This window comes from Nocardia sp. NPDC047648 (genome assembly GCF_040642815.1).
In the GTDB taxonomy this organism is placed as follows: Bacteria; Actinomycetota; Actinomycetes; order Mycobacteriales; family Mycobacteriaceae; genus Nocardia; species Nocardia gamkensis.
The window spans coordinates 364,441-380,713 of record NZ_JBEYSX010000007.1; the positions used below are offsets into that span (position 1 = coordinate 364,441).

Sequence of the window (16,273 nt, forward strand, 5' to 3'; positions counted from 1 at the left end):
GTACGCTGCGCTGCCGCCTCCGGCCCTGACCGCTCACGCCGGGCCCTCTGGGGCTTTGCGGACGAGCGTCTTGCGGACGGCCGTGGCGATGACGTCGCCGTGCTGGTTGCGCCCGGTGTGCGCGAAGGTCACGATGCCCTCGCCCGGACGGCTCTTGGACTCGCGCTTGTCGGTGACCACGGTCTCGGCGTACAAGGTGTCGCCGTGGAACACCGGCTTGGGGAACGCGACCTCGGAGAACCCGAGGTTGGCCACGATGGTGCCCTGGGTCAGCTGCGCCACCGACAGCCCGATCAAGGTGGACAGCGTGAACATCGAGTTCACCAGCCGCTGGTGGAACGGCGGCAACCGGTCGCTGAACGCCGCGTCCAAGTGCAACGCCTGGGTGTTCATGGTCAGCGTGGTGAACAGGACGTTGTCCGCCTCGGTGATGGTGCGGCCGGGGCGGTGCTCGTAGATCACCTCGGTGTCGAACTCCTCGAACCACAGGCCGCGCTGCACGACCGTACGCCGGGTCACAGGCCCAGCTCCCGTCCGATCAACATCAGCTGCACCTCCGTCGTCCCTTCACCGATTTCCAGGATCTTGCTGTCGCGATAGTGCCGGGCCACCGCGTATTCGTTCATGAACCCGTAGCCGCCGAAGATCTGCGTCGCGTCGCGGGCGTTGTCCATGGCGGCCTCGCTGGCCACCAGCTTCGCGATGGACGCCTGCTTCTTGAACGGCTTGCCCGCCAGCATCAGCGCCGCCGCGTCGTAATAGGCGGCCCGGGCGGCGTGCGCCCGCGCTTCCATCCTGGCGATCTTGAACGCGATGGCCTGGTTGCGCCCGATCACTTGGCCGAACGCCTCGCGCTCCTTGGCGTAGCGCACACTCTCGTCCACACAACCCTGCGCGGCCCCGACCGAGAGCGCGGCGATGGCGATGCGCCCCTCGTCGAGGATGCGCAGGAAGTTCGCGTAACCGCGGCCGCGCTCGCCGAGCAGGTTCTCCTCGGGCACGCGCACGTCGGTGAAGCTCAGCGGATGGGTGTCGGAGGCGTTCCAGCCGACCTTGTTGTACGCGGGCTCGGCGACGAAACCTGGCGTGTCGGTGGGCACCAGGATGGTGGAGATCTCCTTCTTGCCGCCGGTCTGCCCGGTCACCGCGGTCACCGTGACGAGCTTGGTGATGTCGGTGCCGGAGTTGGTGATGAACTGCTTGCTGCCGTTGATGATCCACTCGCCGCCGTCGGCGACCGCGGTGGTCCTGGTGCCGCCCGCGTCGCTGCCCGCGCCCGGTTCGGTGAGCCCGAACGCGGCCAGGTTGCGGCCGTTGGTCAGCTGCGGCAGCCATTCCAGCTTCTGCTTGTCGTTGCCGAAGCGGTAGATCGGCATCGCGCCGAGCGAGACACCCGCCTCCAGCGTGATCGCGACGCTCTGGTCGACCTTGCCGAGTTCCTCCAGCGCCAGGCACAGCGCGAAGTAATCGCCGCCCATGCCGCCGTACTCCTCGGGGAACGGCAGGCCGAACAGGCCCATCTCGGCCATGCCCGCGACCACCTCGTACGGGAAGGTGTGGTTCGCGTCGTGCTCGGCCGCCACCGGAGCGACCACCGACCGCGCGAAGTCTCGCACGGTCAGCGCGAGGTCCCGGTACTCCTCCGGCAGCGTGCCGGTGGACAGGAAGTCGGTCATGTGGGGATTCCTTCTCGTTCGGCGTGATTCGTTTCGGCCTGCGCGACCACGCGCGCGAGCACCTGGTCCAGGCGCACCTGCGCGCCCGGCTCGACCAGTAGTTCGACGGTTCCGGCGACCGGCGCGGTGAGCGAGTGCTCCATCTTCATCGCCTCCACGATGACCACCGGATCGCCCGCGGCGACCGCGGCGCCCGAGGCGCCCGAGGCGAGGGGTACCGCGATCACCGAACCCGGCATGGGAGAGCGGATCTCGGCGTCGCCCACGTGTTCGTCGCCGCCGCGCACGTTGACCTCGGCCACTTCGCGCAGCGCCGCGATACCGGAGGGTCCGGCCACCCACAGCAGGCCGTCCTGCTCGGCGACCCGGTAGGTGCGGCGCAGGCCGTCCAGCGTGAGGGTGAGCACGCCCGCGCAACCATCACCGGTGAATGCGGCTGTCAGCGAACGTATTTCACCATTGTCGCCGACTCGAACCGCGCCGTCGCCGGGCGTGCCGGAGAGATGGACATGCTCGACCCGATCCCCGCCCGCGAGCCGGATCGGTGTGGGCGCGTCGGCTCCGATGCGCCAGCCGGACGGGATCTCCCATGGATCGCGCGGCGTGGCGGGCCAGCGGCGCAGCCAATGCCGGGCGGCGGCGGCGACGAACTCGTCGTCGCCGACGGAAGCGGGACGGAAGTCGGCCACCCGCCGGTCCAGCAGGCCGGTGTCCAGTCGTCCCTCGGCCACGTCCGGATCGGCCAGCAGGAAGCGCAGGAACTCGATATTGCTGGTCACCCCGAGCAGCACGGTGTCGGCCAGCGCCCGATCGAGTTTCGCGAGCGCGGCGGTCCGGTCGGCGGCATGCGCGATGACCTTCGACAGCATCGGGTCGTAGTCGCTGCCGACGCGCGTGCCGATCCGCAGACCGGAATCGACGCGGACACCGGGGCCCTCCGGCTCGTCGAGGTCGAGCACCGTGCCGCCGGTCGGCAGGAACCCGCGTCCGGGATCCTCGGCGTACACCCTGGCCTCGATCGCGTGCCCGACCATGCGGATGTCGTCCTGCGCCACCGCCAGCTTCTGCCCGGCCGCCACCCGGACCTGGCATTCCACCAGGTCGACGCCGGTGACCAGTTCCGTGACCGGATGCTCCACCTGTAGGCGGGTGTTCATCTCCATGAAGAAGAACTCGTCGGGGCGGTCGGCGGAGACGATGAATTCCACGGTGCCCGCGCCCACGTAGTCCACGCTGCGCGCGGTGTTGCAGGCGGCGGCGCCGATCCTGGCCCTGGTGGCCGCGTCCAGCAGCGGCGAGGGCGCCTCCTCGATCACCTTCTGGTGGCGGCGCTGCAAGCTGCATTCGCGCTCGCCCAGGTGCAGCACGTTGCCGAACTGGTCGGCGAGCACCTGCACCTCGATATGCCGCGGCCGGGTGACGAAACGCTCCAGGAACAGCGTGTCGTCACCGAACGCGGCGGCCGCCTCGCGCCGGGCGCTGCGCAGCGCCTCCGGCAGCCGGGCCGGATCGTCCACCCGGCGCATGCCCTTGCCTCCACCGCCCGCCGACGGCTTGACCAGGACCGGATAGCCGACTTCGGCGGCCGCGGCGATCAGGTCGTCGTCGGTCAGGCCGGGCGTGGCGATGCCGGGCACCACCGGGACGCCGAACGCGGCCACGGTGTTCTTCGCGGTGATCTTGTCGCCCATCACCTCGATGGCGCGGGCGGGCGGGCCGAGGAAGACGATGCCCGCCTCGGCCAGCGCCGCGGCGAAAGCGGCGTTCTCCGAGAGGAACCCGTAGCCGGGGTGAACCGCTTGCGCGCCGGCGCGCACGGCGGCGGCCACCACCCGGTCGATGGCGAGGTAGCTCTCCCGGGCGGGGGCCGGGCCGAGGCGCACCGCCGTATCCGCTTCGCGGACGTGGCGGGCGTCGGCGTCGGCGTCGCTGTAGACGGCCACCGAGCGGATGCCCAGCGCGCGCAGCGTGCGGATCACCCGCACCGCGATCTCGCCGCGATTGGCGACGAGCACGGTGTCGAACCCGACGGGAACGGATTTGTTCAGCATCGCCATCACATCCGGAATACGCCGTAGGAAACGGGTTCGAGGGGGGCTTGCGCGCACACCGAGAGAGCGAGCCCGAGCACGGTCCTGGTGTCGGCGGGATCGATGACGCCGTCGTCCCACAACCGGGCGGTCGAGTAGTAGGGGTTGCCCTGGCTTTCGTACTGCTCCCGGATCGGGGCCTTGAACGCCTCCTCGTGTTCGGCCGACCAGGGCTGCCCGCTGCTGTCGAGCTGGTCACCGCGCACCGTCGACAACACCGCCGCGGCCTGCTCGCCGCCCATCACCGAGATGCGGGCGTTCGGCCACATCCACAGGAACCGCGGCGAATACGCGCGCCCGCACATCGAATAGTTGCCCGCGCCGTAGGAGCCGCCGATGACGACGGTGAGCTTCGGCACGCGCGCGCAGGCCACCGCGGTGACCATCTTCGCGCCGTGCTTGGCGATGCCGCCCGCCTCGTAGTCGCGGCCGACCATGAAGCCGGTGATGTTCTGCAAGAACAACAGCGGGATGCTGCGCTTGTCGCACAGCTCGATGAAATGCGCGCCCTTCATGGCGGATTCGCTGAACAGCACGCCGTTGTTGGCGACGATGCCCACCGGATGCCCGTGGATGTGCGCGAACCCGGTGACCAGGGTCTTGCCGTAGCCGGCCTTGAACTCGTGGAAGCCGCCCTCGCCCTCCGGAGTCCCGTCGACCAGGCGGTGGATCACCTCACGCACGTCGTAGGGGGTGCGCAGATCCACCGGCACCACGTCGTAGAGCTCGGATTCCGGCGCGGCGGGCGCGATGACGGGCCGGACGTCCCACGGGACCGGCGTGCGCGGTCCGAGGGTGGCCACGATGCGGCGCACGATGCGCAGCGCGTCCTGGTCGTCCTCGGCCAAGTGGTCGGTGACGCCCGAGGTACGCGAGTGCAACTCGCCGCCGCCGAGTTCCTCGGCCGTGACCACCTCACCGGTCGCGGCCTTCACCAGCGGCGGACCGCCGAGGAAGATGGTGCCCTGGTTGCGCACGATCACGGCCTCGTCGCTCATCGCGGGCACATAGGCGCCACCGGCGGTGCACGAGCCGAGCACCGCGGCGATCTGCGGGATTCCCTTGGCGCTCATGGTCGCCTGGTTGTAGAAGATGCGCCCGAAATGCTCCCGGTCGGGGAACACTTCGTCCTGGTGCGGCAGGTAGGCGCCGCCGGAGTCGACCAGGTACACGCACGGCAAGCGGTTCTGCGCCGCGATCTCCTGCGCGCGCAGATGCTTCTTCACCGTCATCGGGTAGTAGGTGCCGCCCTTGACCGTCGCGTCGTTGGCCACGATCACGCATTCCCGGCCGGACACCCGTCCGATCCCGGTGATGATCCCGGCGCCGGGGGAGTCGTCGCCGTACATCCCGGTCGCGGCGAGCGGGGAGAGTTCGAGGAACGGGCTTCCCGGGTCCAGCAGCTGGTCCACCCGCTGCCGGGGCAGCAATTTGCCCCGCGCGATATGGCGCTCGCGCGCCTTCGCGGGCCCGCCCAGCGCCGCGGCATCCAGCCGGGCGCGCAGGTCGTCGACCAGCGCCGCGTGCGCGGCCCGGTTTCCGACGGCCTCTTCGGTAACGGTCATCACGCCATCCTGTCGTCCAGTTAGTCGACGATAACTGGAATTCAGGTTAGTGTTGATTAACCGAGATGTCCAGGTCGGTGGAGAGGAACGCGTGTGACCAGTGCCGAACCCGTCGCGCCCACCCGTCGCGAGCAACTGAAGGCGCAACGCAGGGCGCAATTGCTGGAGGCCGGAGCGCGGTTGATCGCCGATCGCGGCTTCCTCGGCATGCGCTTGGACGACCTGGGCGCCGCCGTGGGCATCAGCGGTCCCGCGGTCTACCGCCACTTTCCGAACAAAGAGGCGCTGCTGGTGGAGCTGCTGGTCGGGGTGAGTCAGCGCCTGCTCGACGGCGGCAAGGCGGTGGTGGCGGGCACGAACTCCGCCGAGCTGGCGCTCGCCGGACTGGTCGATCACCACCTGGACTTCGCGCTCGGCGAACCGGAGCTGATCCGCATCCAGGACCGCGACCTGGACAACGTGCCCGCCCCGGCCCGCAGGGAGATCCGCCGCACCCAGCGCCAGTACGTGGAGATCTGGGTGGGCGTGCTGCGCGAATTGCATCCGGAGCTACCCGAGGAGACGGCGCGGGTGCAGGCCCACGCCGTCTTCGGCCTGATCAACTCCACCCCGCACAGCGCGGGCGAGGCGACCGCCGCCCGGGCCCGGCCGGTGCTGCGCGGGATGGCGCTGACCGCGCTGGGCTGAGCGCGCCCTCATCGCGCGCTCCACCCGCCGTCCATCGTGTAGGCCGCGCCGGTGACCATGCTCGCCTCCGGCGAGGCGAGCCAGCCCACCAGCGACGCGACCTCCTCCGGCTCGACGAGGCGTTTGATCGCGCTCTCGGTGAGCAGGATCTTCTGCACCACCTCCTGCTCGGGCACGCCGTGCGCCTTGGCCTGGTCGGCGATCTGCTTGTCCACCAGCGGTGTCCGCACATAGCCCGGGTTGACGCAGTTGCTGGTCACGCCGTGCGGGCCGCCCTCGAGGGCGGTGACCTTCGACAGTCCCTCCAGGCCGTGTTTGGCCGTCACGTAGGCCACCTTGTACTCGGAGGCGCGCAGGCCGTGCACCGAGGAGATGTTGACGATCCGTCCCCAGCCCTGCCGGTACATGTGTGGCAGGGCCGCGCGCACCAGCAGGAACGGGGCCTCGACCATCAGGGTGAGCAGATCGCGGAACCGCTGCGGCGCGAAGTCCTCGATCGGGCTGACGTGCTGCACCCCGGCGTTGTTCACCAGGATGTCGGTGTCGAGTTCCAGCTCTTCCAGCGACGCGACGTCGAGCAGATCCACCGCCCACGACTTGCCGCCCAGTTCCCTGGCCACCGTCTTCGCGCCGACATCGTCGACGTCGGCCACCGTCACCGTCGCGCCGCGCGCAGCGAGCACGCGGGCGCATGCCGCGCCGATGCCGCTCGCGCCGCCGGTGACCAGGGCGCTGCGCCCCGCCAAATCGCTCATCGCACGGTCACTTCGGCCCGCGCGCCGAGGGTCTCGGCGTCGGCGTGATCGATGCTTTCCAAGGTCAGCCCCTTCGTCTCTCGTGCGGCGAGCACGGCGATCGCACTCACCGCCGCGGCGCCCGCCAGGTACCAGGCGATCGGCACCGCGGAGTGATAGGTGTTCAGCAGCCGGACGGCGATGATCGGCGCGAGCGAACCGGCCACGATCGAGGTCACCTGATAGCCGAGGGACACGCCGGAATAGCGCATCCGGGTGGGGAACATCTCGGCCATGATCGCGGGCTGCCCGGCGTACATGAAGGCGTGGAAGATCAGGCCGATGATGATGGCGGACATGATGACCGCGTTGTGGCCGCTGTCCATCATCGGGAAGGCGAAGAAGCCCCAGGTGCCCGCGGCCAGCGCGCCGATCAGGTAGACCGGTCGCCTGCCGAAGCGGTCGGACAGGTTGCCCACCAGCGGGATCGTCACGAAGTGCACGGCGTGCGCGGCGAGCAGCCACCACAGGATCACTTGGGTGTCGGCGTGCACCTCGACCTTGAGATAGGTGATCGTGAACGTCACCACCAGGTAGTACATGACGTTCTCGCCGAAACGCAGCCCCATCGCGGTGAGCACGCCGCGCGGGTAGCGGCGCAGCACCTCGACCACGCTCAGCGAGGTCGCCTCGATCTGCTCGGCCTCCCGCTGCGCCGCGACGAAGATGGGCGCGTCGGTGATCTTCGTGCGGATGTAGTAGCCGATCAGCACCACCACCGCGGACAGCCAGAACGCCACCCGCCAGCCCCAGCCGAGGAACGCCTCGTCCGACAGCGTGGAGGTCAGCACCAGCAGCACCACCGTCGCCAGCAGGTTGCCCGCGGGCACGCCCGCCTGCGGCCAGCTCGCCCAGAATCCGCGGCTGCGGCTCGGGCTGTGTTCGGCCACCAGCAGCACCGCGCCGCCCCACTCACCGCCGACCGCGAAACCCTGGATGAAGCGCAGGGCGACCAGCAGCGCGGGCGCCCAGTAGCCGATCTGTCCGAAGGTGGGCAGGCAGCCCATCAGGAAGGTCGCGCTGCCCACCAGCACCAGGCTGAATTGCAGCAGCTTCTTACGGCCGTATTTGTCGCCGAAGTGCCCGAACACCACGCCGCCGAGCGGACGCGCCGCGAAGCCGACCGCGTAGGTCACGAACGCGGCCAGGATGGCGTCCAGGTCGCTGGTGTCCTTGGCGAAGAACACCTTGCTGAACACCAGTGTGGCGGCGGTGCCGTAGAGGAAGAACTCGTACCACTCCACGATCGTGCCCGCCATCGACGCGGCCACCACGCGGCGCAAGCCGCTGGTCGTCGCGCCCGAATCCGCCGCCGCGGTCGCTGCGGCGCTGTGCTCCCTCATCGCACTTCTCCTTCGTGCCAGGGGCCACACTTCGTTCTCGATGTGACGGCTCCCACAATGCTTGGCTGCACCGAGTATTAGTGCAGACGAATCGCGCCGCAATGACCATTTGTGCAGTGCCTCTCTGCAAAGATGCAGATATGCGCCCGGCGTCGCCTGGTCGTCCCAGTGCCGACGACCTCCTCGTGCTCCTGGCTGTGGGGCGGTCGGGCCGATTCGTCACGGCCGCCGAAGAACTCGGCATCAACCACACCACCATCTCCCGGCGCATCGCCGCGCTGGAGCAGACGCTCGGCGGCCGAGTGCTCACCAGGGTCACCGGTGGCTGGGAACTGACCGATCTCGGCAGGGCGGCCCTCGCCGCGGCCGAGGCGGTGGAGTCGGCGGTGAAATCGCTGGCCGCGGACGCCGGCGGCGACCGGGTGCTGGAGGGCGTGGTCCGGGTCTCGGCGACCGACGGCTTCAGCGCCTATATCGCCGCGCCCGCCGCCGCGGAGGTGCAGCGGCGGCATCCGAAGATCTCGGTCGAGATCGTGGCGACCACCCGGCGCGCATCGCAGCAGCGTTCGGGCCTGGACTTGGAGATAGTGGTGGGGGAGCCGCAGGTACACCGCGCCACCGCCACGCATCTGGCCGACTACTGCCTCGGCCTGTACGGCTCCCACGAATACCTGCGCGAACACGGCGCGCCCGCCACCATCGACGATCTGGCGCGGTATCCGCTGGTGTACTTCATCGATTCCATGCTGCAAGTCGACGATCTCGACCTGGCCTCCAGTTTCGTACCCGCGATGCGCGAATCGGTCACCTCCACCAACGTTTTCGTGCACGTGGAAGCCACCCGCGCCGCCGCCGGTCTGGGCCTGCTGCCCTGCTTCATGGCCGACCGGCACGCGGATCTCGTTCGCGTCCTCGCGGATTCGGTGACCGTCACGCTCGGCTACTGGCTCGTCGCCCGCACCGAAACCCTCCGCCGCCCGGAAGTGGACGCCGTCGTCACGGCGATTCGCGCCATGGTGGCCGACCGGCGCGACACCCTGCTGGGCCGCCCGCGCTGAGACTCGCCAGTCGTCGGAAGTGCTCGGCGTCGCCGCCCGCGTGCGCGGTTGGCGGCTTCGCGGACGGGGCCGCGCACCGTGGCGGCCCCGCGATCCTGGAACCGGGCCGGGCCGCGAAGTAGCTCGCGCGGTGCCGAGCGCGGCCGTCAGGGAGTGTCTGCGCGTGCGGCCGTCGCGGCCAGGGTGGTGTAGTCCATCGTGAAGGATCCGCCCAGCGAGTCGATGGCGGCTCCGACCGCGTCCAGTATCTCGGCCAGCTGATCAGCCTGCAGTCGGGTGAGGCCGCCTGTGGTCGGGAGCAGCTCCAGCCATTGGTCGCGCGTATAGGACTGCTGCCAGTCGAATCGCCACTGCTCGGGATCTCCGAATTGTTCGGTCTCTCGGATCTGGTCGGCGAATTTCGCGTATCCCGCTTGGTAGAACTCGAGGGGGCGCCGAGCCGGTTGGCCGCTGAACGGAGAGTCCGGCGCGACCCGCCGGTAGGCGGCGGCGAACGGTTCCGCGACTTCGGCGGGTGGCTCGTACACGTGCCCGAAGATCGCCAGCCGTCCCCCTGGACGCAGCACGCCCGCCGCCTTCGCGGCGCCGGTGACCGGGTCCACCCAATGCCACGACTGAGCGGCGACCACCGCGTCGAACATCCGGTCGCCCGGCTGCCACGCCTCGAAGGTCGCCACCTCGACCCGCAGCCCGCGGGCTCGCGCGAAGTCGGCCATCCGCGCATCGGGTTCCACGCCGAGCACCGTGCACCCCGCCGCCTGGAACTGCCGACCGGCGATACCGGTACCGCAGCCCACGTCGAGCACGTTCGTCCCCGGAGTCTCGGCCAGGATGCGCGCCACCAATGCGTCGGGGTAGGCGGGCCGGGCCTGGTCGTAGCGCTGTGTGTCCACGCCGAACGACACGGCCATCTGCTGGAACTGTCCCGGCTGCGCCTGGGACGGTGCTGGTTGCTCCTGCGGCATTGTGGGCATGCGCCCACCTTAGTGGGCGCATGCCCACTGAGCAATAATGCCGCTGGATCGACCGCGAAAGGATTTGTGAGTGCCGACTGGGATGCACCTTCGCGACGCACGGCAGCAACTGTTCGACGCTGCCGAGCGCGTACTGCTGCGCGACGGGCCGAACGGGCTGACCAGCCGGGCTGTCACCGACGAGGCGGGCTGCGCCAAAGGCGTTCTGCACCGGCACTTCACCGACTTCGACACCTTCCTCACCGATCTCGTGCTCGATCGGGCCGCGCGACTCGAAGCGCAGGCCGGTGCGCTACGCGCCGCCGTGGGCTCCGGCACGGTGGCCGCCAATCTGACCAGCGCTCTGACCATCCTGTTCGGACCCGTTCCGCTGGCGATCATCCCGCTCATCACCTTCCGTGACGAACTGCGCGCCCGACTGCGGCAAGCCAGGCCCGGCGGCGGCATGGCGATCCTCGCCGAGGCGACGACCGCGATCTCCACTTACCTGACCGACGAGCGCGAACGGGGCCGTATCGCAGCCGACGCGGACATCGACTCACTAACCCTCTCCCTGGTCGGTGGCGCCCACCTGTTGTTCACAGGCCGCGACCCCGGCCCACCGACTACATCGGCAGTCGAAAAGTTCGTCGCAGCAGTCATCTCCGACGCCGTGCGACGACGACCGGCCTGAACCCGGCCCGCGTCGAGGGGACTGTGGATCCAAGGGCTCTTCTCTGTGTCAAGCCTTGATGAGCAGAAGGCGCACCCCGACCGGCTGCGGCGGGTACGTCAGTAGGCGGGATCGAACAATTCACGCTGCTCATGGGCGAACTCGGCGAATGTAAACGGTCGTCGGCCGATCAACCGCTCGAGGCCGGCCGGGTCGGCGGGCGATGTCGGTGCTCCGGCCGCCTGGATAGCCGCCCCGACCGCGCTGATGTGTGCGGCCATATCGGCGTTGATCATCGTGTCCTGCTGCGCTGCGGCAAGCGCGGTCAAGTCGTCCTGCCACGCCTGGCTGGATATCCCCTCGAAACGCACCGGTCGTCCCAGCTCCGCGGAGAGCACGCCGGCCAGTTCGGTATGCGAGGCGATCTCGGAGCCACTCAGTCGCTCGACGATGGCGCCGGAGAATCGCTCCGGGTACAGCAGCGCGGTTACCGCCAGCTCGGCCGCGTCGCTGCCCGCGATCCACGGTGCCGGCGCGTCTCCGAAACTATTACCGAAGGTGTTGTTCTCGCGGATCGACTGGGCGTGCAGGACTGCCACATTCTCGTGGAACAACGCCGTGATACGCAGTATCAGCAGATCGATCCCCGCCCAGGTGAGGACTTCCTCGGCCAGCCATTGCGCACGGCCGAGAGCAGCTGCTGGTGGATGGCTGGTCTTCTGGGTCCAGCTTCCAGTCGCGGGACTACCGTTGCCTTGGTACGGGCACAACGCGAGGATGTCCCGAGGATCTTCATGATCTTCGCCGAGGCATTCGGCCGTCGCCCAGCCCTTTCCCGGCGAACTCGCTATCCCACTGCGTCACTAAGACCGGCGCCTGCAGATCGGACGGTTGATCAAGAGGTGATCGAGAACGGTGAGGAGTCGTGGTGAAGCGGTATCGACATCAGCGTGATCGTCTCGCCGACCGCGTAGCGGACAGTTTCCTTCGCCAGGAGGTTACGGCAGCGCTCGAAGGCTTGCCGACCGCCCGAAGAGCCTGATCCTCAGGCATTTCCTTCGTGGAGAGTCCTTCGAAGACATTGCGAAGGACTTCGGCTTCCATGACCCTGACTGGGCGGTCTACTGGATAGAGGAAGCCGTGAGAGAGCTGCGGGCACCGGAGCTACGTGAGACTCTTTCGTCCTACCTCTACGGTGAGCCACCATCCGAAGAGCACGTTTGTCCAGGATGCGGGAAAGTTTTGCCGCGACCGCCTGCGGGCAAGCGTGGCCCCAAGCAAATCTGTTGCAGCCCCAGATGCCGCAAACGTGTCCAATACGCACGCGCCCGCGCAGCCCGGAACGGCTCAGGAGAGGGATAGAGGATGCTTCAGCCCAGGAGCTTCGCTCCGGCGTAGCTCCCCCACTGCACTTCGAGAGGTGGGGGACCACGTAGTTTCCGATCATGGAGGTTTCGTCGGTCCTGCTCGGACAGATCTCTTCGCGTGGCGGTCGCACCGGTGCCGCGAAGTCACCCGCTGATTCCCAACTCCTGCCCGGGCAGGGGCAGGACGGTGAAAGGCATGGCGGCTCGCGGCCTGTGGCGGTGGTGGTCGAGGGTGTTGCCGCTGCCGGTGTAGCGGCACTGGTCGCGGCGGTCGTGATCACGCTCGCCTCAAGTGTGCGTTGGCCGGCCTACACCACCTCGAATGTGCTGCGAGCGTTGACCACTGTCGGTCAAGTCGCGGCGATCGCCACGCTATGTGTGGCGGTTGCGCTGACGCGGGCACGAGCGTCGGTGCAGGCCGACGCCTCCGGGAGACAGTGGATCCCGAGACTGGTGCGTCCGCTGTCGTGGATCGGTCTCTCGGGGTTCGTGGCGATCACCCTCGGTATGCCGTTGGCTGCGTCGAACCTGTACTTGCTGGGTTTGTCCCCTGATCAACAGTGGCGCAGTGAGTTATTGGGACGTTTCGCCGACAGCGCGGTGCCGCGGGATGGAACCTATGCCGGACTGCCACCGGACCGAGCAGCGGGCTGGTATTGGCTGGGTGGACGTGTGGCGGCGGTAGCTGCAATACCTGGCTGGGAGGCGTTGAAGTCGTATGCGATCACGTCCATCGCGATCGCGGCGGTTCTCGCGCTGGTGTGGTGGTCGCGTTTGTTGCGCCGCGCGGATATCGCGATCGTTGTCGCCGCGACGACGGCGGCCGTGGCGGTGGCTTATGCCGCACCAGATCCGGCGTTCACCACCTGCCTCCTGCTGTTGATGCCCGCACTGGTCGCCACATGGAGTGCGGTACAAGGTTCGGTCGGCGACACAGCAGCGTCCGCGGGTTTGCTGCGTCGCGCGTCCAGTTCGCGTCAGGTGTGGGCACGGCTGCTCGGAGTGGGGGCCTATCTGGGGGTGTGCGTAGCCTTCGACGAGGCTGCCTTCGTGGGCGCTGCCAGCACTGTAACTGTCGCGGCGGTTTTGGCGGGAGTAGTCGCGATGAAACGGGCCGATGCAACAGACCGACTCCGGCAATGGCGTGGTGTGCTCGGGCGGTGGCTGGTCGTTGCATTCGTAGCAGCGATCGCCGCCGCACTGGTGTGGTCCGCCTACCTCCGGCAGAGGGGCACGGCGATGTTTACAGAGATCGAGGTTTCCGCAGCCGAATGCGGGGCGATGGTACGAGTTGTTTCGGCAGGGGCCGCAGTGGCCGTGGCCATCGTCGCGATACGTGCGGTTTCCGCGATGGTGCGCGAACACCGGTCGTGGGGTCGTGTTGTCGCCGCGGTCTGGTTGATCGGTGCGATCGGGTTCTCTCAGCAGATCCCCGAAGTGCTCGCGGTGCCAATCGGTGCCGCCTACAGCGATACCGACGGCAAAGGCATACGTGCGGACGGATACCCGACCTCAGCGGTGGCTGAATACTGGCGCGTCGACCAGGCCATCGCCGCGACGACGCGAGGTACCCAGCGCAATAGAGTGGTACTGACCGGTGACACGACACTGCTAGCGATCTATCCCTATCGCGGGTACCTGGCCCAAAGCGCCCGATACTCGAACCCGTTGGCCGACTACAACTCCCGCGTGCAGCAGGTCAAGGACTGGTCGGCACTGTCCTCGTCCGACGAGTTGATCGCCGAACTCGATCGCAGCCCCCGACCAGCGCCCGCGGTGTTCGTGCTCCGCCGCTCTGGCTCGGACTACGTGCTGCGTTTGGCCAGCGACCCCCGTAGCGACAACGGGCTCAGCCGCACCTACACGACGATCTCGTTCCCTGCTGCACTGTTCGACAACGAGCATTTCACTCACACCGAGGCCGGCCCGTTCACGGTCTTGGTGCGCCGTTGACCTGCATCTAGCGCAAATACATTGCGGCACTTCCCTTTACATGGCGATGATGTCTGATAGCATCTACGTCGCATCTAGGGGAGGAAAAAATGCGCAGAAAATTCGCCGTCGGCGTCATCGCAATCGCAGCCACGTTCTTCGGAGCGGGAGTCGCCGCCGCCGGAGACGGGAACCGGCCACCGGACAGGGGTTTCTCTCCCTCACAGCCGACCGAAACGTTCTCCTTCAACAGCCGCAACGATTGCGTGAACGCCCGCAGCAGGGAAGACAGGGCCTCAAGCAGCTGCACATGGACGCGCAGCGGCGACGGCAACAACGAGTGGTCCTTCAGCGTCAACAGGAACCGGATCCAGCGATAACAACCGACTAACAGTGAGGCCCTGGATGAAACTCCAGGGCCTCACTCATGTCTGAGGCTGGGGAAATGGATCTTTCTCGTGGCTCATTGCTGAGCCGAGCGTAGCGCCGGGCGGCTCTGACGCAGCCTGAGATCTGGTGCTTCCCCTCGCGGCGATGTGGTTTGGCCCCAAGTCATCCCGAGCAGGATAGAGGAATAGAGGTTGCACGCCGTCGGTGCTAGGCGGCCTGGGCTGCGGCTCACATCCCCTCGCGCCCTACTCCTGACCGGGCGTGAGTTCCTGAACCACTGCGCCCCCTCACCACCGTGCCGAACTCTCCAGTGTTGACGTGCTGAGCCGACGAGGCGGCTGTTACCGCTCCCGATTCGGATCGTGGCAGCAGCGAAGTACCGAACCGCGCCGGAGCTGGTGGTCTTGCGCCGCCACTTGTTGGCACGGGTGCAACCCGCGGCGGTCGCAACCGCGCCGGCGGTGTCGCCGAGGAGAGCATCCGGAGCAGCCGGCGAGCTGATCGTCACCGCCCGTGCAGCTGCCCATCTCGCTGTCGATCGAGCACCGGCTCCCGCACCGAGGCCGCTGACGCCAACGTCGACGAGCTGGTCAGAAGTGGGTCACCGCCGCAGCCGGCACCCGGTGGCATTGATGAGCCGCGATGAGAATCGCATCCGAACCGCGCTGGAGGTCCTGGAGGTCACCGACTCATCCCGCCTGGATAGTCCCCCTGCGGCACAAATGTTGATCCTGGGAGCCCAGCCGAGAACCTAGATCATTGGCGCGCGGCCGGCGGGCACTGCGCCGCTGCGACCTAGGCGGCTGGCAGGAGAACATACGATGCGTACCCGGCCCGATCCCGACACGGACGGTCATGCCCTCGATACGGAAGTGCTGCTCGACGACTTCGCGGGCTTCGGTGTTTCCTCCCTTCCCCCCAGGTGGTCAGTCGAGCTGGTAGCCGGTCAGCCCCAGTACTCGCCGCGTTTCTTGCGTTCCTCTACATCGGCCAGGTACGCGTCTTCCTGGTCGGTGCCGAGCTTGTCTTCGTCGCCGAACCGGTCCCGCAAGTGGATTCGCTCGTCCTCCGGAACAGCGTCGCGGCGCGCGTTGAATGCCGCGAATCCCGCTTTGATCTTCTCCAGTTCTTCAATGGAGATATCGTCGCCGTGCGGATATTCGCCAGGCGCGTAAAACGTTTTCCCGTTGATTTCTTCCGGCATTTCCTATGTCCTTTCTATGACCGGGGCAGTTCGCGCATTTGAATGATGATGCGCCCTGTCTCCGGATCTGGGAATTTGTCGACCACCCGGAACGGGGTGTCGGACTTGAACACGACTTCGAGTTCTTCTGGCACACTGGAATGATGGCCGATGTAACGGCCGTCTGCCGACCATATCTGCATTTCCACCGGCCTATCCTTCGCAGCCGCCGAACTGGCGGACGCCGAGGTAAACGGCGCTTCGGTCACCGTTGATCCCGGCTCGTACCTCGCCAGGTCTTCCGAGGACAGCTCCACGCGCCGGGTCACCGGCCCTTCGTAGACGGGGCACTTATCCAATGCGGCATTCATGGCATCACGCTCGGCTATCTGCGCGGGTGTCAGATTGTCGCCGGATCGGATAGCGGTATTGAGTGGTGCACTGTCGCCGGTGTAGCGGCCGATCGCGTCGATATCCGCCCGTGGTAGGTCAACCTTAGGAATGCCTTCGGGATGCTCGATCTTGGGTAACTCGACCGGATCCTTTTTCGGCGGCCCGACCG

At 67.7% G+C, this 16,273-nt stretch carries 15 protein-coding genes; 4 read left to right on the plus strand and 11 right to left on the minus strand.

What is annotated here, in order from left to right:
- Window positions 1-33: 33 nt before the first annotated feature.
- From ABZ803_RS17960 to ABZ803_RS17975, 4 genes are read right to left on the minus strand one after another with little or no spacing between them, the layout of a single operon-like run.
- On the minus strand, window positions 34-519 hold the full coding sequence (locus ABZ803_RS17960; protein ID WP_357038932.1) for a MaoC family dehydratase: 486 nt from the start codon (window positions 517-519) through the stop codon (window positions 34-36).
- Complete coding sequence (locus ABZ803_RS17965) at window positions 516-1,676, minus strand: acyl-CoA dehydrogenase family protein (protein ID WP_357038935.1); 1,161 nt, start codon at window positions 1,674-1,676, stop codon at window positions 516-518. Before ABZ803_RS17965 ends, ABZ803_RS17960 begins: the two co-directional genes overlap by 4 nt.
- Window positions 1,673-3,727: a biotin carboxylase N-terminal domain-containing protein gene (locus ABZ803_RS17970; RefSeq protein ID WP_357038938.1), complete on the minus strand. Its 2,055-nt coding sequence runs from the start codon at window positions 3,725-3,727 to the stop codon at window positions 1,673-1,675. Before ABZ803_RS17970 ends, ABZ803_RS17965 begins: the two co-directional genes overlap by 4 nt.
- 5 nt (window positions 3,728-3,732) lie before the next feature.
- Window positions 3,733-5,331, minus strand: coding sequence for a carboxyl transferase domain-containing protein (locus ABZ803_RS17975; protein WP_357038941.1), 1,599 nt, complete (start codon window positions 5,329-5,331; stop codon window positions 3,733-3,735).
- A 93-nt stretch (window positions 5,332-5,424) separates the two neighbouring features.
- Between ABZ803_RS17975 and ABZ803_RS17980 the strand changes: the two genes are divergently transcribed.
- The gene (locus ABZ803_RS17980) at window positions 5,425-6,018 is read left to right on the plus strand and encodes a TetR/AcrR family transcriptional regulator (protein WP_040870070.1); all 594 of its coding nucleotides are present in this window, start codon (window positions 5,425-5,427) and stop codon (window positions 6,016-6,018) included.
- A gap of 8 nt (window positions 6,019-6,026) precedes the next feature.
- Here the strand turns inward: ABZ803_RS17980 and ABZ803_RS17985 are convergent, their stop codons facing one another.
- Together ABZ803_RS17985 and ABZ803_RS17990 are read right to left on the minus strand one after the other, a co-directional pair.
- Window positions 6,027-6,773 carry a 3-hydroxybutyrate dehydrogenase gene (locus ABZ803_RS17985; RefSeq protein ID WP_357038944.1) on the minus strand — a complete coding sequence of 249 codons (747 nt, stop codon included), beginning with the start codon at window positions 6,771-6,773 and terminating at the stop codon, window positions 6,027-6,029.
- Window positions 6,770-8,155, minus strand: coding sequence for an MFS transporter (locus tag ABZ803_RS17990; RefSeq protein WP_357038947.1), 1,386 nt, complete (start codon window positions 8,153-8,155; stop codon window positions 6,770-6,772). Before ABZ803_RS17990 ends, ABZ803_RS17985 begins: the two co-directional genes overlap by 4 nt.
- A gap of 101 nt (window positions 8,156-8,256) precedes the next feature.
- Between ABZ803_RS17990 and ABZ803_RS17995 the strand changes: the two genes are divergently transcribed.
- On the plus strand, window positions 8,257-9,213 hold the full coding sequence (locus tag ABZ803_RS17995) for a LysR family transcriptional regulator (RefSeq protein ID WP_357038950.1): 957 nt from the start codon (window positions 8,257-8,259) through the stop codon (window positions 9,211-9,213).
- Between the two features lie 146 nt (window positions 9,214-9,359).
- On the opposite strand, the gene ABZ803_RS18000 is transcribed toward ABZ803_RS17995, so the two are convergent.
- On the minus strand, window positions 9,360-10,187 hold the full coding sequence (locus ABZ803_RS18000; RefSeq protein WP_357038953.1) for a class I SAM-dependent methyltransferase: 828 nt from the start codon (window positions 10,185-10,187) through the stop codon (window positions 9,360-9,362).
- Between the two features lie 70 nt (window positions 10,188-10,257).
- Between ABZ803_RS18000 and ABZ803_RS18005 the strand changes: the two genes are divergently transcribed.
- Entirely contained in the window at window positions 10,258-10,860 is a 603-nt protein-coding gene (locus ABZ803_RS18005; protein ID WP_357038956.1) for a TetR/AcrR family transcriptional regulator, read from the plus strand.
- A 98-nt stretch (window positions 10,861-10,958) separates the two neighbouring features.
- Here ABZ803_RS18005 and ABZ803_RS18010 read toward each other — a convergent pair whose 3' ends face one another.
- Window positions 10,959-11,609 (minus strand): hypothetical protein, encoded by a 651-nt coding sequence (locus ABZ803_RS18010; protein ID WP_357038958.1) that lies wholly within the window; start codon window positions 11,607-11,609, stop codon window positions 10,959-10,961.
- Between the two features lie 675 nt (window positions 11,610-12,284).
- Between ABZ803_RS18010 and ABZ803_RS18015 the strand changes: the two genes are divergently transcribed.
- Complete coding sequence (locus ABZ803_RS18015) at window positions 12,285-14,159, plus strand: arabinofuranosyltransferase (protein ID WP_357038961.1); 1,875 nt, start codon at window positions 12,285-12,287, stop codon at window positions 14,157-14,159.
- 7 nt (window positions 14,160-14,166) lie between these two features.
- On the opposite strand, the gene ABZ803_RS18020 is transcribed toward ABZ803_RS18015, so the two are convergent.
- From ABZ803_RS18020 to ABZ803_RS18030, 3 genes are all read right to left on the minus strand, one after another.
- Complete coding sequence (locus ABZ803_RS18020) at window positions 14,167-14,496, minus strand: hypothetical protein (protein ID WP_357038964.1); 330 nt, start codon at window positions 14,494-14,496, stop codon at window positions 14,167-14,169.
- Window positions 14,497-15,474: 978 nt separating this feature from the next.
- Complete coding sequence (locus ABZ803_RS18025; RefSeq protein WP_357038967.1) at window positions 15,475-15,732, minus strand: hypothetical protein; 258 nt, start codon at window positions 15,730-15,732, stop codon at window positions 15,475-15,477.
- 14 nt (window positions 15,733-15,746) lie between these two features.
- Window positions 15,747-16,273 (minus strand): ADP-ribosyltransferase domain-containing protein (locus tag ABZ803_RS18030; RefSeq protein ID WP_357038970.1); only part of this gene is annotated, 527 nt, incomplete at its 5' end.